The organism is Streptomyces sp. UF-297, from assembly GCF_058245575.1.
The window spans coordinates 38,461-59,385 of the sequence record NZ_JBSIBZ010000066.1 but is presented as its reverse complement, the minus strand read 5'-3'; the positions used below and the strand labels follow the sequence as shown (position 1 = coordinate 59,385).

The window sequence follows — 20,925 nt, the reverse complement described above, 5'->3', positions numbered from 1 at the left end:
GGTCACCGTGTTCGCCGTTGGTGACCTGGTGACGCAGGAGGCGATCGACCGCTACGGAGACCGCCTCGCCATCGTGCCCGTCGGCCTGGGCAGTGGAGGCCCCCGAGGCCACGGCGAAGCTTCTGGTAGGCGCGAAGGGCTGACGAGGCATCGGTGTGGGCCGTGGGCGAGCCCCGATGCAGTCCGGACTGCCGCGCGACGGCGATCCGACCAGGGCAATCGGCGCTCAGCGGATCCGACGAAGTCCGCCGCTGTGCCCATGACATACCTGCGCGCCACAGAGTCGCACAGGAGGGGGACCAGCAGTTGACCTCGTGTCATCTGCTGAGTTCGGCCGATCGAGTTGTCGGCAGGGCGAGAAGGGCACTCTCGCCTCCGCGCAAGGCTTGTGGTGAACTGCGCACCACAATCCGCAAGCGACGACGGAGGGCCGCGATGCCGCTTGAAGGCGAGTACGAGCCGAGTCCGGCGCAGTGGGTGCGCGACCAGGTCGAGTTGTACGAGAGTTCGGGTGGCACGCAGGGGACGACGCTGTGGGACACGGGCCTGCCCGTGGTCATTCTCACGACGCGCGGCGCGAAGAGCGGCAAGATCCGCAAGATCCCGTTGATGCGCGTGGAGCACGAGGGGCGGTACGCGGCCGTGGCTTCGAAGGGCGGTTTCCCGCGGCACCCGGTCTGGTACTTCAACGTCACGTCCGACCCGCACGTAGAGCTCCAGGATGGCTCCGTACGCCAGGACATGACGGCCCGTGAGCTCACCGGGGACGAGAGGGGCGAGTGGTGGGAGCGCGCGGTCGCCGCGTTTCCGCCGTACGCCGAATACCAGGAGAAGGCCGACCGCGTGATTCCCGTCTTTGTGCTGGAGCCGTATGCGTCGTAGGGCCGGGCAGTCTCACTCGGCCGTCAGAGGTGTTGGCCGGAGAGGTCCCGGGGCGAGCCGAGGGTGGTGATGCCGCTGCATGGGAGAAGGTCGGTCGGACCCGACTCGTCGTGCCGTAGCAGCGAGCGTTCGACATCCTCCGTCAGCTGACCCCCGAGAACTTTGTCAAGGCGCTCCAGGTCTGCTCGACCACAGGGACCTGGCAACGGGGGTTTCCTCCGGGGCGTGCTGGGCTATCCAGCGCTCGATCCTCTCCCAGGAATCCTCAACAGTCACGCATCCCCTTCGCCGGCCGAAAGGCCAAGGATCCCAACCCCTCATCGCCGAAGGCACCCACCGGGGCGCGAAGATGGGTTCCGACAGCCGCTTGCCGCAGTTGCCTGTACGCCGCCGATCTTGGAAGGCCTCGCTCCGTCCCGCCCTCGCACCACGCCGTGGCCCCGGACACAGCGAGACGGCTTCTCCAGGCTCATCTACGAGAGCCAAAAAAATTTCGGACGGCGATGTCGAGAACCCGTGACCGGCTCCGTCCCCTCAGTGAACGTGACCACAATGGGCCGCACCAGTATCGAGGAGAACCACGATGGCCAAGTACCTGCTGCTCAAGCACTACCGCGGCGCCCCGGCTGCGGTGAACGACGTGCCCATGGACCAGTGGACACCGGAGGAGATCTCAGCCCACGTGCAGTACATGCAGGACTTCGCGGACCGGCTCGAGAAGACCGGCGAGTTCGTCGACGGCCAGGCGCTCGCCCCCGAGGGGACGTGGGTCCGGTACGACGGCGAGGGACGCCCGCCGGTCACCGACGGCCCGTTCGCCGAGACGAAGGACCTCATCGCCGGCTGGATGGTCATCGACGTCGACAGCTACGAGCGCGCCGTCGAGCTGGCCGGGCAGCTGTCGGCCGCCCCCGGGGCAGGCGGCAAGCCCATCCACGAGTGGCTCGAGGTACGCCCCTTCCTGGCCGCCCCGCCCACCATCACGGAGTGACCTCACCGATGAACGAGGCCCTGCTCCGGAGCCTCACACCGAGCGTGCTCGCCATCCTCGTCCGCCGCGGAGCCGACTTCGCGGCGGCCGAGGACGCCGTGCAGGACGCGCTCATCGAGGCGGTCCGCGTCTGGCCGGCCGACCCTTCCCCAAGCTCTCGGCTTCGCTCAAGCAGGGGAGACCCCATCCGGGACCCCAAGGGCTGGCTCGTCACCGTGGCCTGGCGCAAGTTCCTCGACGCGACCCGCGCGGACACCGCCCGCCGCCGGCGGGAGGACCTCGTCGAGGAGGAGCCGGCGCCCGGACCCGCGCCCGCGGTGGACGACACGCTCCAGCTCTACTTCCTGTGCGCCCACCCGTCGCTGACACCGCCGTCCGCCATCGCCCTCACGCTGCGCGCCGTCGGCGGGCTGACCACCCGCCAGATCGCCCAGGCCTACCTGGTACCCGAGGCGACCATGGCGCAGCGCATCAGCCGGGCCAAGCGCACCGTCTCCGGCGTGCGGTTCGACCAGCCCGGGGACGTCGCCACCGTGCTGCGCGTCCTGTACCTGGTCTTCAACGAGGGCTACTCGGGCGACGTCGACCTCGCCGCCGAGGCCATCCGTCTCACCCGCCAGCTCGTGGCCGCGATCGATCACCCCGAGGTGGCGGGGCTGCTCGCCCTCATGCTGCTCCACCACGCCCGGCGTACCGCCCGGACCGCGCCCGACGGCAGCCTGGTACCGCTCGCCGAGCAGGACCGCGGCCGGTGGGACACCCAGTCGATCGCCGAGGGCGTCCGGATCCTGCAGGCGGCCCTCGCCCGCGACCGCCTGGGCGAGTTCCAGGCCCAGGCCGCCATCGCAGCCCTCCACGCCGACGCACCCACCGCCGAGGAGACCGACTGGGTACAGATCGTGGAGTGGTACGACGAGCTCGCGCGCCTGACCGACAGCCCCGTCGTCCGGCTCAACCGCGCGGTGGCCGTCGGCGAGGCCGACGGACCGCGCGCCGGCCTGGCCGCGCTCGCGGAACTGGACGACTCACTGCCCCGCCACACCGCGGTGGCGGCGTACCTCCACGAGCGCGACGGCGACCTGACGACGGCGGCACGGCTGTACGCCGAGGCAGCCCACAAGGCCCCCAACCTCGCCGAACGCGACCACCTGACGCGCCAGGCCGCCCGTCTCAACACCCTCCGGAGCCGCTGACGGACCACGCGCGGACTCGCCCACGGCACCGGGGCGGCTCCGGGGCCAGAGCGGTCGCCGCACAGTGAACAAGCCAGGTCGTGACCAACTGCACGGCACGTTGCCGGCGGGGAAGCCTAGCGGTGACGACGTACGCGCCGAAGGCAGAGCGGAACTCTGGGCTATACGTCCTACGCCTCTACGACCGGCCGTGGCTATATGACCGAAGGGCTGAGGCCCGTGGTCCAGCTTGCCTTCGGCGCGCTGGACCTGCACCGGCTGGAGGCGGGTATCCAGCCGGACAGCACCTCCTCGCTGAACCTCGTCGAACGCCTGGACTTCCAGCGCGAGGGCTACTCGGCTGCCTTCCAATACATCAACGGCGAGTGGAGGGACCACGAGCGATGGGCCATCACTGCCGAAATGATACGAACAGCAGCACATTGGCCAGCAGGCGAGAAAGAGGGCACGCTGAACTTGACAGACATCCCATGAACTGGAGAGCCAAACGGCGAGTGCATGAGCTCAGGGGGACCAGGCAGTCTCCTTACCATCGGCAGCCCGTCGTTCAGCCCGAACGGATGCTCTAGTCTCGGCGGATGGCGCTCTACTTCGACCCGGTGGACATTCTCGGCAACGACCGCGATGCCTTTCGGGGCCGTTGGGAAGACCGACTATGGCTCAACGTCCCCGGGCCCTTCTACGGCGGGGAGACCGACACCTGCTGGACCGGACGGCTCTCGGCACCCGCCCAGGTTCTCTATGGAGGCGAGTACCTCAGCGAGTACGTCTATCGCCAACCCAGAACGCCTGCGGACACGGCCTTGCTGATCGAGGCGGCAGACTGCGACCCGTTCCTCGGGTACGGCTGTGATGGCGACTCGCGATGGACACCGGAAACGGTCCGGGAGTGGTGGCGCAACCGCAGTCAGGTTGTGCAATACCTGTCCGAGCAGCGGAGCAAGTGGGATGAGGGCGATGCCTGGGCAGGACAGGGCATAGTCGCTGCCGTCCGCGACTTCGAGTGCTACATCGCCGGTGACCTGGCAACTGACCTGCGGATCTACCTCTACTGGCTGGAAGAGCGGCGGTCCCCCACACCCGTTGACCGGTTGCCCGAGCTGTAGCATCACGCGGCAAGTGCGTGGGCTCGCTGGGGCCAAGCTGTCGCCTCGTCGTACGGTGTACCGGTTGTGAGACAGCCGTGCAGGATGCCGACGAGCCGGTTGGCGAGTTGGCGCAGAGCGGCATTGAATTCGATGCCGCGAATTCGTTGTCGCTCGCAGTAGGCCCTGGCTCTGGCGGAGACCCGCAGCGCGGAGAAGGCCTGGGCGATCAGGACGTTAACGAGTCGGTCGTTGCGGACATACCGCGCGGTCGCGACGTTCTTTCTGCGGGAGGTGCGGGAGGTGCGGGAGGTGCGGGAGGTGCGGGAGGTGCGGGTGATCAGGCGAGCTTCCGCGCGCTCGTCGAGGCTTACCTGCGCTTCACCCAAGAGCAACCGGACGCCACACTCTTCCTCCACCCCTCCGCCTACTCCGGTTACCTCGCAGCCCACGCCGAGAGCATCTGCGAAGCCATGGCGCCCATGCGCAAGGCCATCATCGACTGGCTGCAGTCACGCATCGAAGCCGGCGCAGTCGCCCCCCTTGTCCGAGCACATGACCGAGATGCTCGTCAACGGTCGTCGTGAGGAGCCTGTCCTCGGGATCCTTGCGCTTCTTCTGTGTGAACCGATTCAGGTGGTCAGATCTGATGCGTCATCGCTCCTGGCCGAAGGCCCAGCGACCCGTGCCGGCCTTCGCTCGGGGCCTCGCTCCGCGGTAATCGCTCAATGCAGTACCAATGTTGACAAAGAGCCGGAAGGGACAGTTCGAGGAGGAGACTCTTGCACTCATTGCTTCGGCCGTTCTCTAGGGCGTGACTGCGCCCCGCCGCAGCGTCCAGTGGTCCGTTGCGGTCAATCGCTCCCGGCTGCACCGGGCCGACCGAGACCGCGAGCATCAGTGTGAGCCCCCCCCCGCGCCCACGCATGAGTGACACACGCCTTCACCCTCTCTCGCCGCGTCGTCGCACGTCCATGGTCGCGGGCGCGCGGCAACGCACACCGAACCAGCCCCCGTCGTGGGCCGAGCCTGGATCAGGGAGCGCACTTCATGGAGTTTTTTCTAGAAGATTTATCTAGTTTTCTCGAGGGGTGCACAGTACGCTCGCGGCGACCGGGAACCGTACGCTCTGGGGGATGCAGTGAACCGTCGAACCGTACGAACTGCCGCCACCACCACCGCCGTTGCAGCCACGCTGACCCTCGCCGGATGCTCCGGATCAAGCAAGGAAGTGAAGATGGGGGAATCGGCCAACGTCAACGGCATCGATGTGGCACTCACTCTGGTGGACTGCGACATTCCGGAGCGGAGGATGGCCTGATCCTATGCGGGGCGCGGCATGGGCAAGGAGTGCGGCAGCGGAAACGATGAGGGGCGAGCGGGGCCAGGTGCGACCATGATCGACTACTGGGGCTGGGTACATATCGAGGGCACCACCGTGCAGTTCAGCGCGCGCACCTACCCGACCCACACCGAAGCACGGGCCGGGCTCCAGGCCCACCTGGACGCCCATGTGAGTGAGGCTGCCGAGCAGCTGCGGGACCTGCCTGCCCATGCATCGTCCTACGCTTCCGTGCACCTTCCCGGACACACCTGGCGCGTCCACGAAAGCCATCACGAGGTCCGCATCTTCACCGGCGACGACTATTACTCATACCGTCGTCCCGCCGCAGCCCCGGCACCCACGCCTGCACCTGCGCCTGTGAAGGTGCGACGGGTGTCGATGACGACCGACTCCCCGCTTCTCAAGCGTATCCAGGTCGTCGGGGGGCTCATCATGCTCGGCGGGGTCGGTGCGGCCTTCAGCAGCAACTTCGAGGGCGACCGTGTGAAAACCCTGTTCCTCTTCCCCCTCGGCCTGGCCCTGTTCTTCTCCCCGGCCCTCCTGGACCTGCTGGGGCCGCGACGGGGGAAGAGACATCGGGGGGAGTAGTTCCCGCGCCCCCTTCCCCCACTCGAGGGATGACCATGGTGGCCCGCCTGCCCGCATGGATGCAGCTGGCCAAGAATCGCGACGAGGTGCTGCGGGCCGTTGCCCGCATCCACGCCTCACTGCTCCGCACCTGATCCAGGAACACTGAGCTCGTCGCCTATCCCGTGTCGCGTCTGGGCATGGTGCCCTTCTTGTGGTGGCTGGGGCGTGTGCGGTTCGCCGGTTTTGAGGAACCGGCCGACGTCCTGAACGGTGGCGCGTCCGCGGTTCTTCGCGCCTGGTGGGCGGCCGGGGCCGGGATTGGTGGGTTTGGGTACCCGAGGCTGGCAGGGGGCCTGACGATCAAAGTCCTGGGCAGGCCCGAAGGCGCCAAGGGGTTTGTCCCGTTGTCACGGAGATAGGTGGTAAGGCGGAGTCTCGCGTAGCTGCTGCACGCGAGAAGGGATGCACGCGAAGACGAAACGTTGGTGCAGCGCTCTGAGGCGACGCTGCCTCTTGCGCCATCACGCTGATGACCCGCCGCCTTGCCCGGCGCCCGTTTGCCCCGACGCTGCGATGCCCTGGCCGACGACAGCAGTTCAACCGCGTGAAGGCCGGCCAGAGTCCGGGCAGGACGATGCCTTCACAACGCGGCTGCGATGGGCGGCAGTGGCCGTGAGTCGGTTGAAGTATCGACGTAGGCGAGTCCGTCGTACTCCTGCGCCAGTACGGTCGGGCTCCAGTGCAGGCGGTAGCTCCAGCGGGGCACGTAGGCGCCGAAACTGCGCATCATGGACTGGCCGTGGAGCCACCGTTGCACGGCAGGAGGCGCGTCGGCGGCGGAGGGAAGGTCGAGCAGAAGGTCACTGTGTCCGGCGGCGGCGAGATGCCCTTCCACCGTCGTAGAGTTGGCCCTGCCGATGCTGTTGCCAACCGGACGTCGGGAACGCGTCCTGGGTCCCGCCCAGGGCCCGGGCCATACCCGGAAGGCACGGAACGAGCCCTTCCCGAAGAGCAGCCCGAGGGCGTAGTACGCGTCACCCTGCCATCTGCTCAGGTGGTGTCCCAAGGGCAGGGGCCCGTCATCGCGACAGGGGTTCTTGGCAATGTGGCCGTTGTGTGCCCAGACGGCGACCTTCGCGGAGGGGACAGCGAGCACTTCGCGCACAGCGTCGGCCAGATACCTGTCCCGCGCGGCATAGACGGTCTGCTGTGGGTCCTCGTGCAGCCGGTCGCGGGACACCAGGTCGGCGGCGCGGGCCAGGATCTGTGCGTGCCGGGCCGCCTCATGCGCCTCGGGAAAGCGGTCACTGAGGAACTCGACCAGGTCCTGGGCGGCGCACACCAGAGGCCGCCGGGGATCGGGGTGATGACCTGGATAGGCGTCGGCCAGCACGCCGAGCGCAGTGTGGAGCCCGGCAACCCGGCCCGGTGCGCGCTCCTTCAAGAAGGCGTCGAGCACGGTGATCGAGGCGCCGCACCGCTGCGGGTCGATCCCCACGAAGCGCACCTTCTCGTTCTCGGCCCGGCCGCGGTTGTATGCGCGCAGCCACTCGATCACCGCGAGGACTTCGTACGTCCGCCAGGTCCAGAATCCCAGCCCGGTGAGAACCGTTGCCGCGTCCCCGACGCCATGGCGCACGTACGCATCGACAGCCGGCCCCGCTGATGCGCTCGCCTCCATGGCCAGCACCGAAGAATCCATCTCCGTGACCAGGAACTCCAGCAGGCGGTGTTTGAGCCGGAAGAACTCCCGCGTCCCGTGCGTGGCCTCTCCTAAACCCACGACGCGCGCGTTGCCCAGCACGTTTCTCAGCGGCTGGAGGTCATCACGGGGTGTGCCCGCGGCAAGGCCGCGCAGCGGCATGACGTTGTCCACCAGCCAGTTGGTCACCTCACCGGACACGATGTCCCCTCGCGTTGTCCTCATGTGCGGAGCACGTTACCCATCAGGGGCGAGGATCGACACGGGTCCAGATCACCGGCTGCAGTTCAAAGACAGACGGGTCTTCAGCGGCCACCGTCGCGCTTCAGCATGAGCCGAGCCAACTCTGAGGGAGTGGGGAATGTCCGGCGACCGTCGATGAGAGGAAACTACGATCCCGGCGGGATTCGGCCGCGGCGTCTACCAGGGCACGACCTGCCCCTGGTAGTCGAGAAAGTGGAGACCGGGCTTTCCCCGGTGGAGTTCGATCGTCTCCGCCACCCCGGGGATGCTTTCCGCCACGCTGAGATCGGCTTCAGGCCCACCGAGTTCGGTACGCACCCAGCCCGGGTCCATGAGCAGCAGCGTCCGTGTGTCCTCGGCATAGCGGGCGGCGTAACTGCGCATCAACTGGTTCAGCGCGGACTTGCTGGCTCGGTACAGGTCCTGCCCGCCGTCGGTGTTCAAAGCGATGCTTCCCTGGTCGGAGGACATCACGCCGATGGTCCCGGTCGGCGCGACCAGCGGGCGGAGCCACTCCACGACACGCATCGGGCTGAGCGCGTTGGTGATCATGACCTCGGTGAACATGTCCGTCGGGACCTCGCCGATCGGCAGATCGCCGCGCGTGATGGCGGCGTTGACGAAGAGCAGGTCGAGGGTGCGCCGTGCCAGTCGGTCGCGCAGTGCCGAGATCTGCTCCGGGTCGGTCATCTCCAGCGATTCGATGGTCAGCCGTCCTGCGGACGTTTCGGCCAGGTCGTGAAGGCCGGTGCGCCGGTCCCCGCGGACCGTGCCGATGACATCCCAGCCGCGGTGGAGGTACTCGGCGACGAGCGCGAGGCCCAGGGTCCGGGAGGCTCCGACGACGAGGGCGGTCTTGGGGGAGTCGGTCATGTGATTCCTATCGTGGGTCTGGATTGCCGTGAAGCGTTGTTCACGGCGGCTGTCGGTCGGCGATCGTTCGCCGGCGGACGATCGCATCGGGGAACAACTGCGGTAGCGGGTGGGGTGGGAGCAGCCGTATTCAGCCGAGTACCGCCGGTTCGAGGGCCTCCTCGCACCCGCGGCGGAAGGTAGTTGGGCTCGTGGTCTGCGCGGTGCGGGACTCGTCGGAGTCGAGATCCTTGTCCTTGGCACGCTTCACGTCGACCACACCTGGCAGCAACGGCTTACCGAGGGCGTAGCCGCTGAGCGTTGCGGCGTAACGGTCCGTCGGCTGCTGCTCGTAGCGCACCGGACGGTTCAGTACCTCGGACATGATGTACGCCATGTCGGGGAGCGAGCGGCCCGCGTGGATCCGGAGCAGGCAGCCTCCAGGCTGGGCGCCTTGGCGTCCGGGGGGCCAGCCAGAACACAGGATCGGCGAGGTCGCGGCCCAGGACCTTGGGGTCACCATGTGGGCCGGTCACGGCACCGACGCCGTACAGGCGACGTCGTAGAGGATGGCGGGGCCGCGCACGATGGCCCTGATGTCTTCGCCGTGGCAGGAAGGGGTCTCCAGCACACGGCACAGGATGTCGCTGCCGATGCCGCCCGCCGGAGTGGTGATGACGAACATGATTCAAGTCTGCGAGTGCGCCAACCGGGCGTCCAATACCCTTCCGAGCACATTGATACCGTCATGGCATGGATCTGGACTTACGCAAGCTCCGCTATTTCGTCGCAGTGGCCGAGCATCGGCACTTCGGCCGGGCGGCACAGGCGCTGTTCATCGCGCAGCCGGTCCTCAGCCGGCAGATCCGCGCGTTCGAGCAGGAGTTGGGTTGCCAGCTGCTCACGCGGACCACGCGCAGCGTTGAGCTGACACCTGCGGGGCAGCAGCTGTACGACGAGTCGCGGAAGATCACCACGGTGGTGGACGCGGCGCTGCAGCGCGTACAAGAGGTCGCGCGGGGCGAGCAGCGGCTCGTCATCGGCTTCTCGCCCGGCCTGCACGTGTCGGACGCGATCCGGGCGTTCACGGCGAGCCACCCGAAGGTCGAGATCGATGTCTTTCCGCTGCGCTGGTGGGAGCGGGACGCGCCGCTGCGCGACGGCAGGGCGCACGTCGGATTCCTCCGGCGCCCCTTCGACGATTCGGGGCTGCGCACGGTCCCCATCGGCCACGAGACCAAGGTCGCGTGCCTGCCCGTGACGCATCCGCTGGCCGGCCGGCACGCACTCACGTCGGCCGATCTCGACGGTGAGGCGATCCTCGGCGTCAGCACGCGGCGGATGCCCACACTGGAGGAGAAGTTCGAGCTCATCGCCTCCGGGCAGGGCATCGCGTTCGTCCCCGTCAGCGTCGTGGGCTCCTACTCCCGCCCCGACCTCGTCTACCTGCCTGTCACCGATGCCCTGCCCGTCGAGACCTGCCTTGCGGTACCGGAGAGCAGCTGCGCGGGTCCCGTACTGGACTTCCTGGACATCGCCACCGCAACCCTGCGCCGGAACTCCTCCGATACGGAGAAGGAGAAGGCGGGGCCGCGAGCCCGGCACCCGACGGCAGCGGCTGCCCAGCCGAGGCCAGCCACCATGACGGGATCGCACCGCAGCTGGACAGAGGCATCGGCATCGTCCGGTGAGACGCCACGCAACTGCATTGAGCGTTTTCCCACCTCATGCTGCGGCGTGGTGAAGGACGCGGACGGCCTTGACCAGGTCGGTGATTCGGTTGGGGCTGCAGCGGATCTTCCGCAGGAATCGCCAGCCCTTGAGAGTGGCTATGGCCTGCTCGCCGAGGCAGCGGATCTTGGCGTGGTGGTGTTGTGACGGCGCTTCTACATCTTGAGGCGACGGCCCCGGACCGGTACGCGGACGGGTCCGTCGGCGCCTTGGTACGCCGTGTCCGCCCAGCCTTTGAGCCCCGCTTCGGTGAGGGATTCGATGATCGTGTGGTGTCGCGCGGCGGTCAGGCCGTGCGTCGAGCCGGGCAGGCCGGTGAGGTGAGGCCCAGAGCAACCGCCCGAACGGACCGGTGAGCACCTGGACGTTCATGCCGTGACGTGGGTGCTTCGGGGGCAGTGCGGGGCGCCGTCGGCGATGCGGCCGACCGGCAGCAGAGCGCCGACGAGGAAGACGAACGCCTTCTCCCGGAGCATCCGCATCGCCTCGGCCGGGACGGGGCGAGGGCGGCAGGGCCCGACAGCTTCTCGTAGGTAGCGGTAGGCGGACGCGATCCCGATGCCGAACCCGGCGGCCAGTTGGGCACAGGTGCCACCGCTCCACAGGTGGGCCAGGGCGAGCAAGGACTGCCGCGCGGCAGGAACGCACCGCCACCGTGTCCCGATCTCCTGCCGCTTTGCGGTCAGTTGCCCGGTCAGAAACCACAAGGTACGGCTGGACAAGTCAATCGAGGACCGGTTGACAAGCACGCGAAGCTCCCGGCAGACACGGATGATCTTGTTCGAAAACCCGTCTACCAGGAGTTTCGTCGCTGCGCAGCAGCGTACAACTCGCGGTCAGCACCGCCAGCTCGGAAAAGACTCACTGAGGTTTCCTCAGCAATGTTGACCGAGCGAGGGATCGCAAGCGAGCCGGATCGACAGTCCTGCACCCTGAACACCGCGTGAAGCCCCTGGTAGGACGAGTTTGGGAGAACTTCGGATCAGTCGAGCAAGTCGGGCTGTTCCGCTGTGATCTGGTCCCACAGGGGGCGGAAACTGAGCCAGCCCGCGTAGGGGGAGCCGACTTCCTTGCGGGAGAACTCGGCCGTCTCGTGGTCGATGCTGATCGGACTGCCCCCGGCCATGGCGACGAGCTGGGCTTGGCAGGAGCGTTCCATGGTGATGAACCACCATGCCGCCTCGCCCACGCTGTGGCCCACAGTGATCAGGCCGTGGTTCTGGAGGACGGCGGCCTTGGTGTCGCCGACGGCCTTGGCGATGCGCTCGCCCTCCTCCCGGTAGCCGGCCGGGCCGCCGTATTCGGTGTAGAGGCCGTGATCCTGGTAGAAGGCCGTTGCGTCCTGGGTGGTCGGGGCGAGCCGCATGCCGAGCGAGGCGAACGCCTTGCCGTACAGGGAGTGTGCGTGAGCGGCCGCCACCACGTCCGGCCGGGCCTGGTGGACCGCCGAGTGGATGTGGAACCCGGCCATGTTCACCGGGCCGTCGCCCTCGACGACTTCGCCCTGTTCGTTGACGAGGAGCAGGTCGGAGACCTTGATCCGGTTGAAGCTCATCGCGAAGGGGTTCAGCCAGAAGTGGTCGGGGAACTCCGGGTCGCGCGCCGTGATGTGCCCGGCCACGCCTTCGGAGAATCCGAACCGGCCGAACAGCCGGAAGGCGGCGGCCAGTTCGCGTTTGCGCAGCAGTCGCTCCTCCGAGACGGACAAGTTCTCCGGCGGGGCGGGCAGCCCGCCCTGGCCTGCCCGGAAGACGTTCACGTCGCTGTAGCGGCCGGGCCCTTCGGTCGGGGTCTGGGGCGCGTCCTTGGTTTCGGTCATGTCTTCACGCTAGGGACGAGTCCGGAGGCCGGGTATGGAGAAAGCCCCTGGATCTTGACGCGCTAATGTGTGCTGCATACATACATTCAGGTGTCGGGCGGAGGGGGTGTGATGACCGGGTCCTGGCTCGAACTGCTGCTGGCGGGAGCGTCGGCCGAGACGATCAGCGCCCACCGCGACGACCTTGTGCGGGGCGGCGCCGACCCCCTGGAGGCGGAGCGGCAGACAGGTGCCGCCCTGCAACTGCTGGCCCGGCTGGACGAGCGGCGTAGACGGGCGGCGGAGCTGGCCGCGCTCAACGACATCGCCGCGCGGCTGGCGGGCCTCCACCAGCCTGGCGAGCTGCTCCAGGAGATCACCGCGCAGGCCCGCAGGCTGCTGGGCGCGGACCTCGCTTACATCGGCCTGGTGCAGGGCGACGACTTCGTGATGGAGGTGGCGAGCGGGGCCCTGACCCCGCAGCTGCCGGGTCTGCGCGTGCCTCGTGCCGCCGGGATGCTCGGCGCGGTCCTGAGCAGCGGTGCACCGGTGTGGTCCAGCGACTACGCCACGGAACCCGCCTTCGCCCACGGCCCCTTCGACACCGTCGCCGCCGCCGAGCGGTTCCGCGCACTGCTCGGCGTGCCGCTCGCCGCGCGCGGCCGCCAGCTCGGGGCCCTGTTCGTCTGCAAGCGCAGGGAGAGCCACTTCGCAGAGGAAGAGATCACCCTGCTGTCGGCGCTGGCCTCGCATGCGGCGCTCGCCCTCGACAACGCCGCGGCGATCGAGCGGCACCAGACGGCGGCCGAACAACTCGCCGCGGTCAACGCGCGGCTGGAACGGGCGTTGGCGTGGGAGCAGCAGCTGACCGCCGTGGTGCTGCGGGGCGGCGGCGTCGCGGAGTTGGTGGACGAGGTCGCGGCAGCGGCCACCGGAGAGGTGTGGTTCGTCGGCGCGGGCGACGCCGTGCCCGCCGACCTCATGGCGCGCATGCCCGGACTGCCCTCCGCGCTGGCCTCGCTCTTTGACGATCCGCCGGACGCCTGCCGTGCCGTACCGGCCGACCGCGGGGCCGTCCAGATCACGGCGGTGATCGCGCGGCAGGTCGTGGTGGGGGCGCTGGTGCTCCTGGGCGGCGAGGACACAGAAACCGATCGATCGCTTCTCGAACGGGCCGCCCCGGCCCTCGCGCTCGCCGCCGTCGGCGAGCGAGCAGTCACCGAGGCGACCCGGCTGGCCCGGGACGCGCTGCTGCTCGACCTGCTCCACCGTCCGGAGCCGGACCCGGCGGCGCTGCGCCAGCGCATGCGCAACGCGGGACTCGACCTGTCGACCGCCTACTGCCTCGTGTCGGCCGAGCCCGGTCAGGGGCAGCCGGGAGAGCTCCAGCGACGGGCGCGCCAGGAACTCGCCGCGCTCGGCCCGCCCGCAGGCACCATCGTCGCGGCGGACGGCGCACGGCTGGTCGCCGTCGTGCCCGCTCGCGACCCCGAGGAGCTCGTACGGGCCTGGGGCGCCGGCGCCGCGACCCCGCCGGCCACCGTCGGCGTCGCCGGTCCCGCCACGGGCCCTGCCGATCTCCACCGCTGCTACCGCGAAGCGGCGCGCACCGTGGACGCGCTGCGGACCCTCGGCCATACCGGCGTCGCTGCCACGGCCGCCCAACTCGGCATCTACCGCGTGCTGCTCAGCCACGCCGGGCGCGTCGAACTCCAGGCGCAGTTCGACGCCCTGCTGGGCGATGTGGTCCGGGAGCAGGAGCGCCGCAGCATGCCGATGCTCGGCACGCTCAAGACCTACCTCGACCACGGCTGCCGGGCCGCACCCGCCGCCAAGGCCCTCGATGTCCACGTCAACACGCTCTATCAGCGACTGGCCGTCCTGGACGGCCTACTCGGCCCGACGTGGCGCGAGCCGCCGCGCTCGCTGGACCTGCACTTCCTGCTCCGGGTGCACCCGGACGCGAAGCCGTGGTGACGTTACGGTGTGCCGCCGCCCGCCTGTGGTGCGGTGGCACCTGTGCCCAACTGGCCGCCGGGTTCGGCATCGGGATCGCGTCCGCCTACCGCTACCTACGAGAAGCTGTCGGGGCCCTGGCCGCCCTCGCCCCGTCCCTGGCCGAGGTGATGCCAACGCTCCGGGAGAAGGCGTTCGTCTTCCTCGTCGGCACCCTGCTGCCGATCGGCCGCATCGCCGACGGCGCCCCGCACTGCTCCGGTAACACCCACGCCACGGCATGAACGTCCAGGTACTCACCGGTCCGTTCGGGCGGTTGCTCTGGGCCTCACCTCACCGACCCTGCCCGGCTCGACGCACGGCCTGACCGCCGCGCGACACCACACAATCACCGAAGCCCTCACCGAAGCGGAGCTTCAAAGGCTGGAGGGAGGGTCCCACGGCCGGAGAAGCTGATTACCGGCGGCGTGGACCGTGCGCCTGAGTCCCAGCCGCGATGGGCTGCGCAGCAGCTTCTGGGTGACCTCAATCCTCAATCCTCACCGACGTTTCTCCTTGCAGAAGACCCGCAAGTGACTCCCATCGGCGCCGCCGTGGCCCCCGTCTCCGCGCCCGTGCCCTTCACAACATCGCCTTTCTCGGGTCTCTTGGCGCGGGCCGTCGGCTCGCCCGTCCTCGCCGTGGCGCACTGAGCGGTGGGGGAGAGGGGCCTGCCGCTGTTCGTCGCGGGAACGGAGCGACCGCGGCGTCGGTGTCACGTCTTTGAGGGCACGTACAGGGGCGGGGCTGACTCGTTCGCCAGTAGGGGCAGTGGGTGAGGGCGTTTGGCGGTGCGGCCGTCGCCGGCCGAGCGTCCCAGGAGGCAGCGCAGCAGCCAGGGGGCGAAGTGGGCGGTGAACCACCGTAGTTCGACGGTGGCGCGCTGCCAGGCGGGGGCTTGTTGCGCCGGCAGCGGGAGCGTCCAGGAGTCGTCGCTGCCGGGCAGGCCGAGGGCGTGGGCGACCGCGGCGGCGACCCGGGCGTGGCCGCGCGGGCCGGCGTGCAGCCGGTCCGGGCTCCACAGCCACGGGTCGGTGAAGGCCGGATAGCAGGCGATCTCGGCGACGGCGACGCCGTGCCGGGAAGCTGCCTGCCGGATACGGCGGTTGAGCGCGTCGATACGGGAGCTGACCGGGCGGGCCACTGGGGCGAGCCGGGCGAGGTCGGGGAAGGTCAGGGTGGCCACGCGGGCGCCTTGCGCTGTGAGCGCGGCGAACATGGCCTCCAGATGCCCGGCGGATTCATCGGCGTCGAACCGCAGTCCCAGCAGGTCATTGAACCCGGCGACAACGGTGGCCAGGTCGGGCCGCAACGCGAGCGCGGGCCCGAGCTGCTCGGCCCGGACTTGCTCGGCGCGGCGGCCTCGTACGGCCAGATTGGCGTACTCCAGGCCGGGGTTGTGCACGGTCAGCCGCTCGGCGAGGCGGTCGGCCCAGCCCCGCAGTCCCATGCTCTCGTCGCCGTCCCCGAGTCCCTCGGTCTGGCTGTCGCCCAGCGCGACATACGTCGGTTACGCGCTCCATCGCGGCAGCCTAGTAGTCACATGATCCGCCGGACACAACCCACAGCTCATCGCGACGCACGTGGCGACGGAGGGTGGTGACACACGGGGCTTCGTCCTGGAGGCTCGGCTCTTTGGCCTTCCCGGGGCGCCGAATTGACCACGGTACGCCGACCCTGGACGTCCTGGAGGAAGCACAGGCCGGCGCGGTGGCCTCGCTGCCGGTGACGGCTCCGGACGGAACACTGGTCGGCGTGGTCCCCGTACACCGGACCGGCCCTGCGCACTGGGCCGTTGATCGGCAGCGCACCCTCCGGTCCCTGGCCCGCGCCACCGGCAGCACCTGGCACTCCAACCTGAGCCCGGCAGCCGCCCGCCTGACACCGGCGCCGAGGGCAGTGGCTCCCGAGCCGGACTGACCGAGGCTCCCCGGCGTGCGCGCGAGGAGGTCGTCCGCGGGGACGTGGCCGCGATATTCCTGGACATGGTGATTCCCACCCTGGACGGGCTGGATGCGGTGTACGCCCTCCGGGGCACCTGGCGCGTACACCGCACCCCGCATCACTGCACACACCCCGTGGCTGCCGCGCAGCGCCGATCCGCCCTGCCCCGGCGGTGCCCCTGCCGTGCGGCCCAGCCTGCTCACGACCCCGGCCACACCGGCCCGGCGCCCAGCGCGGCGCCGGACCGATGTGATGAGACGGTACGGGGCGGTCAGGTCTGCCGCCTCGGTTCGCCGCTCACCTCCTGAGCGGCCTGCTGGCCGGACCGCCGTCCTTGCTCTGCTGTGGTCCGTACGGCTTCCTGGGCGGTGTCCTTGACGGAGGCGGCCGCCTGCTGGGCCGGTTCGCGCAGCTCCTCCTTCATCTGCTGCGCGGAGGCGCGTGCCGTTTCCTTGACCGGCTCGGTGAACTCCTCTGTGTGCTCGCGCACTTGGCGCCCCAGGCGTTCCTCGGCCGCGGTGGCGGGGAAGAGGGAACCGGCGAGCAGGCCGGTTCCGAAGGCGATCAGTCCGGCGGCCAGCGGGTTGCCCTGGGTGGAAGAGCGGATCTGTTCCTCCAGCTGCTGTGTCTGCCGGCCCACCTGGTCGGTGCCGCCACTGAGTGTCTGGCGCGCCTGTGCCGCGGAGTCCTGGGCGGTGCCCATGACGCGGTCGCGGAAGGTGCGCAGCCGCCGTTGCGCGGCCTGGGTGCGGCGCCGCGCGATATGGGAGGGCTGGACCCGTTCCGCCAACTGGCTTGCGGTGTGCGCCAGGTGGGCCCGGGTCTGTTCGGTCTGCCCCCTCAGCTCGTCGGGTGTCGTGCCCATTTCGCATCCTCCTTCAGCGAATCGATCGACCTCTCGGGCGTGAGCTGCACCGTACGCATCCGCTGCCGGCCGCGGACGTAGAGCACCGCGCCGACCACGGCCCACACCAGTGCGATCACCAGCGCCGCCCAGCCCAGATCGATGACGTGGGACAGCCCGAAAACGGCTGCGAGGCTGGCCAGCAGCACCGCCAGGTGCCCGGCATATCCGGCCCCGCCGAACATCCCGGCGGCCTTGCCCGCCTTTGACGCCTCCTGTTTCACCTCTGCTTTGGCCAGTGCGATCTCGTCATGGACGAGCCGGGACAGATCGACGGCCATCTCGCCGAGCAGGTCCGTAAGCGAGGCCTCACCACTGGCCGGTGGCCGGGCCGGCGGCGCACCGGGGCGGGGTCCCTCGGCGGACGGACTGGTCATGACCGTCGCTCCTGGCCGGGCCGCGGCGGACGCTGCGGCATCGGGGGTGCCTGCGGCGAGGCCGGTGGCGCGGTCACCGGCGGACTGGTGGACGGCTCCGGCACGCCCGGATGCGGCGCAACCCCGGGAGTCCCCTGCACCCCGGGCGGTGCTTGAACCCCGGGCGGCGGCACGGCGCCCGGCACACCTCCGGGCTCGACGGGCTCGACGGGCTCGACGGGCTCGCCGGCAGCGCCGCGGTGGGTTTGTGCGGTGCCGCCGGTCTCGGACCGGCTGTCTGGGGTACCGGCCGGGCCACTGTCCTTGGCGGCACTGGCGCCCTTGGCCAGGCGGGAGGTCACGAATCCGGCCAGCACCGCCCCGGCCAGGAACATCCCCGGCCGCCGGCGCGCGAAGTCCTGCACATCGTCGATAAGGCCTCCGGGCCCGCGCTGCTCGATACGGTCCGCCGCGGCCTGACCGCGCTCGGCCGCCTGCCGCACCAGCGAGACGGCCGCCGAGTCGGGCTTGGCGCTCTCGCTCATCTGCCGCAACTCCTCGGCCAGCCGACGGAGGTTGACCGCCAGACGATGGCTCTGCTCCTCGGCCTGCGCCCCCGCCTGGGCCCTGAGCTGGTCCAGCAGCGCCTCACCCTGGGCCGCCGCCTCCCGTACGACACGGCCACCCTCTTCGCGTGCCGTGCTCGCAACCTCACCGGCCCGCTCCTGGGCCACCTGTGCACCGTGCTGGGCTGTGCGGCCGACCGTAGCGGCACTTTGCTGCTCCGTACGGTCGGGATCGAAACGGGTCACAACTCCTCCAGCCGTCGCCGGCGTTGTCGATTGGGCCGCCGGGTACCCCCGCCCGCCGTCCCAGAACACCGCTCGACGGCCGTATGCCAAGGTCATCGGCCTGTGCACGGGTCCCCCCGCTCCCTCGGCCACCTCAGCGTCCTTGCCGTCCCGGGAGCACCGGGCGGCCCCGGGCCGGGTCACCTTCCCCCTCCAGCGGGGCGGCGGGGGACCGGCGAAGGGGCGGGGTTGGCAGGGGCGGGCCGGGCTACCCGCCGCCTATGGCACCCTTCGGCAAGCACAAGCGCGACAAGCGCGACAAGCGCGACGACACGGAGCCGGTGATCGGTACCGGGCCGGACCGCGAGGTGGAACAGGCCGCCCCTGATGAGCCGACCCAGCTGCCTGCCCGCTCCTGGGGCCAGGTGCTGCGGCGCACCGGCAAGGAGTTCCTGGACGACGAACTGCCCGACCGGGCCGCCGCATTGACCTATTACGGCGTACTGTCCCTCTTCCCCGCCCTCCTCGTGCTGGTCGCCCTACTGGGCGTGGCCGGGCAGGAGGCCACCCGTTCCATCGTGGACAATCTGGAGCAGCTGACCCCCGGCGCCGCCCGCGACATCCTCACCGACGCCGTGCAGCAGCTCCAAAACAGCGGCGGCACCGGCAGCGTCGTGGCAATCGTCGGCCTGGCCGGCGCCCTGTGGTCCGCCTCCGGATACGTCGCCGCGTTCATCCGCACCTCCAACGCGGTCTACGACCTGCCGGAGGGGCGGCCGGTGTGGAAGGTGACGCCGCTGCGGCTCGGGCTGACCCTCGTCCTGATGCTGCTGCTGGCGGCCAGCGCACTGATCGTGGTCTTCACCGGGCCCCTGGCGAAACGGGCAGGCGACGCCCTCGGAGTGGGGGACGCGGCGCTCACCGTGTGGGCGATCGCCAAGTGGCCGGTGCTGGTGGTGCTGGTCATCCTGATGATCGCCCTGCTGTTCTGGGCGGCGCCCAACGTCCGCGGTCGCGGCTTCCGCTGGGTCAGCCCCGGCAGCGCAGTGGCGGTTCTGCTGTGGCTGGCCGCCTCCGCCGGTTTCGCGCTGTACGTGGCCAACTTCGGCTCGTACAACAAGACCTACGGCACGCTGGCCGGCGTCATCATCTTCCTGATCTGGCTGTGGCTGTCCAACCTGGCGATCCTGCTCGGCCTGGAATTCGACGCCGAGCTGGCCCGCGAACGCTCCATCCAAGGCGGCCACCCCGAAACGGAAGAGCCCTACGTAGAGCCCCGCGACACCCGCAAATGGCCCCGCCAGCAGCCCACCTAGGCCACGGACTGACCAGCCCGCCGAGCCTGAGGTGATGCCGGTCGCGTCGCCGCCCGGACCACGTACGCCAGGGAACCGAACACAGCGCCCACAGAATCCACAGAGGACAGCGAGGTACGCAATGCTGCGCAAGAGACAGCGATCCGAACAACGCCAGGTCCGCAGGGCGGCCTCCTGGTACACCACCTGCCTCACCCGGACGCTATCCACCACAGAGAGCTCAGCAGACCGCACACACCTCTGTCGGCCTGCGCCGCCGCCTTCATCGCCGCCCACCGCTGCCCGGCGCCCTCTTGCTTGGCGCTGCCCACGGTGCTGATCGCCACTGCCCGGGTACACAGCGGCGCGCACTACCCCGGCCACATGGCCGCCGGAGCCGACATCGGCATCGCCACCGCCCTGCTGATCCACCACACCTGCCGCCTTCCCGGAACCCCTCCCACCGCAGAGCCGAGAGCCGTGCCTGACCAGCACACCGAGAGCGACCCCCGCCGCGCGCCACAACGACCGGGCCCACCGTGCCCGGCCTCGCGAACGCCTCGGCTCCGCCCCGCATGTCCCGGCCGCCGAACGCGTGCGCACGCTCCTGGCCGCCGCACGCCCCCGAGGACCACGCCACCTCCGCCCGGCGGCGCGGCCGCTCATCTCCAGCCTCGTGGTCTCCTGACCACCCCCTCGGATCTGAGCGCCTTGGCCGAACGCCGGGATACCCAGGAAGGCGGATGGGATCCGCGGTGTGCTGCCGGTTCGCCCCCGTACCCACTCGCCCGTACCCACTCGACAGATGGCGAGCACCCTCCCGTGGCGCCTGGACGTGTACACCGGGACGACTCGGGTACTCGACGGCCGCTTCGAGGACTACCGGGCAGACACAGCGGGCGGCGCCCCGCTCGCGCCAAGACGCCTGATCTACGACATGGAGGACAGCCGTCATGACCAGCAGCGCCGAAACCGGCAACATCACCGGCACACTGAACAAGGACTACAACCTCATCTGGTTCGTCGAGTCGTGCCTGAACAACACCCTTCGCCTGGAGACCTACATCCAGGACGCGGAACGCGAAAAGGACACCGAACTGGTGGAACTGTTCCGCAAGGCGCAAGCCGACAGCCGCAAGGGCGCCGAACTGGGCAGGCGGCTGCTGCGCACCCGGCTGAACGACTGACCGTCAGCGGCCCCGGTTCCCTGGCCTGCGTCGGCGCCACCCGCACGCCATACCTGCACCT

Annotated in this window: 22 protein-coding genes and 3 pseudogenes; 13 read left to right on the top strand and 12 right to left on the bottom strand. The window is 69.7% G+C overall.

Features of this window, described 5'->3' with window-relative positions; genetic code table 11:
- Positions 1-435: 435 nt before the first annotated feature.
- The 5 genes and pseudogenes from AC4IJH_RS30280 (at position 436) to AC4IJH_RS30260 (ending at position 4,172) form a co-directional block, all read left to right on the top strand.
- On the top strand, positions 436-882 hold the full coding sequence (locus tag AC4IJH_RS30280) for a nitroreductase family deazaflavin-dependent oxidoreductase (RefSeq protein WP_490855097.1): 447 nt from the start codon (positions 436-438) through the stop codon (positions 880-882).
- A 583-nt stretch (positions 883-1,465) separates the two neighbouring features.
- Positions 1,466-1,873 (top strand): YciI family protein, encoded by a 408-nt coding sequence (locus AC4IJH_RS30275; protein WP_490855096.1) that lies wholly within the window; start codon positions 1,466-1,468, stop codon positions 1,871-1,873.
- Positions 1,874-1,881: 8 nt separating this feature from the next.
- Positions 1,882-3,066, top strand: a complete 1,185-nt coding sequence (locus AC4IJH_RS30270) for an RNA polymerase sigma factor (protein WP_490855101.1) — start codon at positions 1,882-1,884, stop codon at positions 3,064-3,066.
- Positions 3,067-3,210: 144 nt separating this feature from the next.
- Positions 3,211-3,540 (top strand): annotated as a pseudogene (locus tag AC4IJH_RS30265) (GNAT family N-acetyltransferase); the annotation flags it as partial.
- A 104-nt stretch (positions 3,541-3,644) separates the two neighbouring features.
- On the top strand, positions 3,645-4,172 hold the full coding sequence (locus tag AC4IJH_RS30260) for a ferredoxin (protein ID WP_490855095.1): 528 nt from the start codon (positions 3,645-3,647) through the stop codon (positions 4,170-4,172).
- Positions 4,173-4,174: 2 nt separating this feature from the next.
- Here AC4IJH_RS30260 and AC4IJH_RS30255 read toward each other — a convergent pair whose 3' ends face one another.
- Complete coding sequence (locus AC4IJH_RS30255) at positions 4,175-4,540, bottom strand: hypothetical protein (protein WP_490855094.1); 366 nt, start codon at positions 4,538-4,540, stop codon at positions 4,175-4,177.
- A 752-nt stretch (positions 4,541-5,292) separates the two neighbouring features.
- Here AC4IJH_RS30255 and AC4IJH_RS30250 point away from each other — a divergent pair.
- The gene (locus AC4IJH_RS30250; protein WP_490855093.1) at positions 5,293-5,472 is read left to right on the top strand and encodes a hypothetical protein; all 180 of its coding nucleotides are present in this window, start codon (positions 5,293-5,295) and stop codon (positions 5,470-5,472) included.
- Between the two features lie 75 nt (positions 5,473-5,547).
- Entirely contained in the window at positions 5,548-6,084 is a 537-nt protein-coding gene (locus AC4IJH_RS30245; protein ID WP_490855092.1) for a hypothetical protein, read from the top strand.
- Positions 6,085-6,706: 622 nt separating this feature from the next.
- Here the strand turns inward: AC4IJH_RS30245 and AC4IJH_RS30240 are convergent.
- From AC4IJH_RS30240 to AC4IJH_RS30225, 4 genes are all read right to left on the bottom strand, one after another.
- Positions 6,707-7,993 carry an erythromycin esterase family protein gene (locus AC4IJH_RS30240; RefSeq protein WP_490855091.1) on the bottom strand — a complete coding sequence of 429 codons (1,287 nt, stop codon included), beginning with the start codon at positions 7,991-7,993 and terminating at the stop codon, positions 6,707-6,709.
- Positions 7,994-8,188: 195 nt separating this feature from the next.
- Positions 8,189-8,884, bottom strand: a complete 696-nt coding sequence (locus tag AC4IJH_RS30235; protein ID WP_490855090.1) for an SDR family NAD(P)-dependent oxidoreductase — start codon at positions 8,882-8,884, stop codon at positions 8,189-8,191.
- A gap of 130 nt (positions 8,885-9,014) precedes the next feature.
- On the bottom strand, positions 9,015-9,248 hold the full coding sequence (locus AC4IJH_RS30230; RefSeq protein WP_490855089.1) for a hypothetical protein: 234 nt from the start codon (positions 9,246-9,248) through the stop codon (positions 9,015-9,017).
- A 147-nt stretch (positions 9,249-9,395) separates the two neighbouring features.
- On the bottom strand, positions 9,396-9,548 hold the full coding sequence (locus AC4IJH_RS30225; protein ID WP_490855088.1) for a hypothetical protein: 153 nt from the start codon (positions 9,546-9,548) through the stop codon (positions 9,396-9,398).
- Between the two features lie 68 nt (positions 9,549-9,616).
- Between AC4IJH_RS30225 and AC4IJH_RS30220 the strand changes: the two are divergent.
- Positions 9,617-10,135, top strand: a pseudogene (locus AC4IJH_RS30220) (LysR family transcriptional regulator); the annotation flags it as partial.
- Between the two features lie 453 nt (positions 10,136-10,588).
- Here the strand turns inward: AC4IJH_RS30220 and AC4IJH_RS30215 are convergent.
- The 3 genes from AC4IJH_RS30215 to AC4IJH_RS30205 form a co-directional block, all read right to left on the bottom strand.
- Positions 10,589-10,966, bottom strand: a complete 378-nt coding sequence (locus tag AC4IJH_RS30215) for a hypothetical protein (protein WP_490855087.1) — start codon at positions 10,964-10,966, stop codon at positions 10,589-10,591.
- Positions 10,963-11,316: a hypothetical protein gene (locus AC4IJH_RS30210; RefSeq protein ID WP_490855086.1), complete on the bottom strand. Its 354-nt coding sequence runs from the start codon at positions 11,314-11,316 to the stop codon at positions 10,963-10,965. The genes AC4IJH_RS30215 and AC4IJH_RS30210 overlap by 4 nt, the downstream gene beginning before the upstream one ends.
- A 260-nt stretch (positions 11,317-11,576) precedes the next feature.
- The gene (locus AC4IJH_RS30205) at positions 11,577-12,413 is read right to left on the bottom strand and encodes a class II aldolase/adducin family protein (protein ID WP_490855085.1); all 837 of its coding nucleotides are present in this window, start codon (positions 12,411-12,413) and stop codon (positions 11,577-11,579) included.
- Positions 12,414-12,524: 111 nt separating this feature from the next.
- On the opposite strand from AC4IJH_RS30205, the gene AC4IJH_RS30200 reads away from it, so the two are divergent.
- Entirely contained in the window at positions 12,525-14,369 is a 1,845-nt protein-coding gene (locus tag AC4IJH_RS30200; RefSeq protein WP_490855084.1) for a helix-turn-helix domain-containing protein, read from the top strand.
- Positions 14,354-14,765, top strand: a pseudogene (locus tag AC4IJH_RS30195) (IS5/IS1182 family transposase); the annotation flags it as partial. The gene AC4IJH_RS30200 and the pseudogene AC4IJH_RS30195, both read left to right, overlap by 16 nt.
- Positions 14,766-15,102: 337 nt before the next feature.
- On the opposite strand, the gene AC4IJH_RS30190 reads toward AC4IJH_RS30195, so the two are convergent.
- The gene (locus AC4IJH_RS30190; RefSeq protein WP_490855100.1) at positions 15,103-15,882 is read right to left on the bottom strand and encodes an SGNH/GDSL hydrolase family protein; all 780 of its coding nucleotides are present in this window, start codon (positions 15,880-15,882) and stop codon (positions 15,103-15,105) included.
- Between the two features lie 140 nt (positions 15,883-16,022).
- On the opposite strand from AC4IJH_RS30190, the gene AC4IJH_RS30185 reads away from it, so the two are divergent.
- The gene (locus AC4IJH_RS30185; protein ID WP_490855083.1) at positions 16,023-16,307 is read left to right on the top strand and encodes a GAF domain-containing protein; all 285 of its coding nucleotides are present in this window, start codon (positions 16,023-16,025) and stop codon (positions 16,305-16,307) included.
- 295 nt (positions 16,308-16,602) lie between these two features.
- Here the strand turns inward: AC4IJH_RS30185 and AC4IJH_RS30180 are convergent, their stop codons facing one another.
- Genes AC4IJH_RS30180 through AC4IJH_RS30170 form a run of 3 tightly spaced genes read right to left on the bottom strand, consistent with a single transcriptional unit; the run spans position 16,603 to position 18,403 of the window.
- On the bottom strand, positions 16,603-17,196 hold the full coding sequence (locus AC4IJH_RS30180; protein ID WP_490855082.1) for a DUF3618 domain-containing protein: 594 nt from the start codon (positions 17,194-17,196) through the stop codon (positions 16,603-16,605).
- Complete coding sequence (locus AC4IJH_RS30175) at positions 17,172-17,612, bottom strand: phage holin family protein (RefSeq protein ID WP_490855081.1); 441 nt, start codon at positions 17,610-17,612, stop codon at positions 17,172-17,174. The genes AC4IJH_RS30180 and AC4IJH_RS30175 overlap by 25 nt, the downstream gene beginning before the upstream one ends.
- Complete coding sequence (locus AC4IJH_RS30170; RefSeq protein ID WP_490855080.1) at positions 17,609-18,403, bottom strand: hypothetical protein; 795 nt, start codon at positions 18,401-18,403, stop codon at positions 17,609-17,611. The genes AC4IJH_RS30175 and AC4IJH_RS30170 overlap by 4 nt, the downstream gene beginning before the upstream one ends.
- 260 nt (positions 18,404-18,663) lie before the next feature.
- Between AC4IJH_RS30170 and AC4IJH_RS30165 the strand changes: the two genes are divergently transcribed.
- Both AC4IJH_RS30165 and AC4IJH_RS30160 read left to right on the top strand, forming a co-directional pair.
- Complete coding sequence (locus AC4IJH_RS30165) at positions 18,664-19,698, top strand: YihY/virulence factor BrkB family protein (protein WP_490855079.1); 1,035 nt, start codon at positions 18,664-18,666, stop codon at positions 19,696-19,698.
- 932 nt (positions 19,699-20,630) lie between these two features.
- Positions 20,631-20,864, top strand: a complete 234-nt coding sequence (locus AC4IJH_RS30160) for a hypothetical protein (RefSeq protein WP_490855078.1) — start codon at positions 20,631-20,633, stop codon at positions 20,862-20,864.
- Positions 20,865-20,925 lie beyond the last annotated feature (61 nt).

Coding starts and splice junctions, on each gene's coding strand:
- AC4IJH_RS30280 (WP_490855097.1), top strand. CDS start 436: ATGCCGCTTGAAGGCGAGTACGAGCCGAGTCCGGCGCAGTGGGTGCGC.
- AC4IJH_RS30275 (WP_490855096.1), top strand. CDS start 1,466: ATGGCCAAGTACCTGCTGCTCAAGCACTACCGCGGCGCCCCGGCTGCG.
- AC4IJH_RS30270 (WP_490855101.1), top strand. CDS start 1,882: ATGAACGAGGCCCTGCTCCGGAGCCTCACACCGAGCGTGCTCGCCATC.
- AC4IJH_RS30260 (WP_490855095.1), top strand. CDS start 3,645: ATGGCGCTCTACTTCGACCCGGTGGACATTCTCGGCAACGACCGCGAT.
- AC4IJH_RS30245 (WP_490855092.1), top strand. CDS start 5,548: ATGATCGACTACTGGGGCTGGGTACATATCGAGGGCACCACCGTGCAG.
- AC4IJH_RS30240 (WP_490855091.1), bottom strand. CDS start 7,993: ATGAGGACAACGCGAGGGGACATCGTGTCCGGTGAGGTGACCAACTGG.
- AC4IJH_RS30235 (WP_490855090.1), bottom strand. CDS start 8,884: ATGACCGACTCCCCCAAGACCGCCCTCGTCGTCGGAGCCTCCCGGACC.
- AC4IJH_RS30230 (WP_490855089.1), bottom strand. CDS start 9,248: ATGTCCGAGGTACTGAACCGTCCGGTGCGCTACGAGCAGCAGCCGACG.
- AC4IJH_RS30225 (WP_490855088.1), bottom strand. CDS start 9,548: ATGTTCGTCATCACCACTCCGGCGGGCGGCATCGGCAGCGACATCCTG.
- AC4IJH_RS30215 (WP_490855087.1), bottom strand. CDS start 10,966: ATGAACGTCCAGGTGCTCACCGGTCCGTTCGGGCGGTTGCTCTGGGCC.
- AC4IJH_RS30205 (WP_490855085.1), bottom strand. CDS start 12,413: ATGACCGAAACCAAGGACGCGCCCCAGACCCCGACCGAAGGGCCCGGC.
- AC4IJH_RS30200 (WP_490855084.1), top strand. CDS start 12,525: ATGACCGGGTCCTGGCTCGAACTGCTGCTGGCGGGAGCGTCGGCCGAG.
- AC4IJH_RS30180 (WP_490855082.1), bottom strand. CDS start 17,196: ATGGGCACGACACCCGACGAGCTGAGGGGGCAGACCGAACAGACCCGG.
- AC4IJH_RS30175 (WP_490855081.1), bottom strand. CDS start 17,612: ATGACCAGTCCGTCCGCCGAGGGACCCCGCCCCGGTGCGCCGCCGGCC.
- AC4IJH_RS30165 (WP_490855079.1), top strand. CDS start 18,664: ATGGCACCCTTCGGCAAGCACAAGCGCGACAAGCGCGACAAGCGCGAC.
- AC4IJH_RS30160 (WP_490855078.1), top strand. CDS start 20,631: ATGACCAGCAGCGCCGAAACCGGCAACATCACCGGCACACTGAACAAG.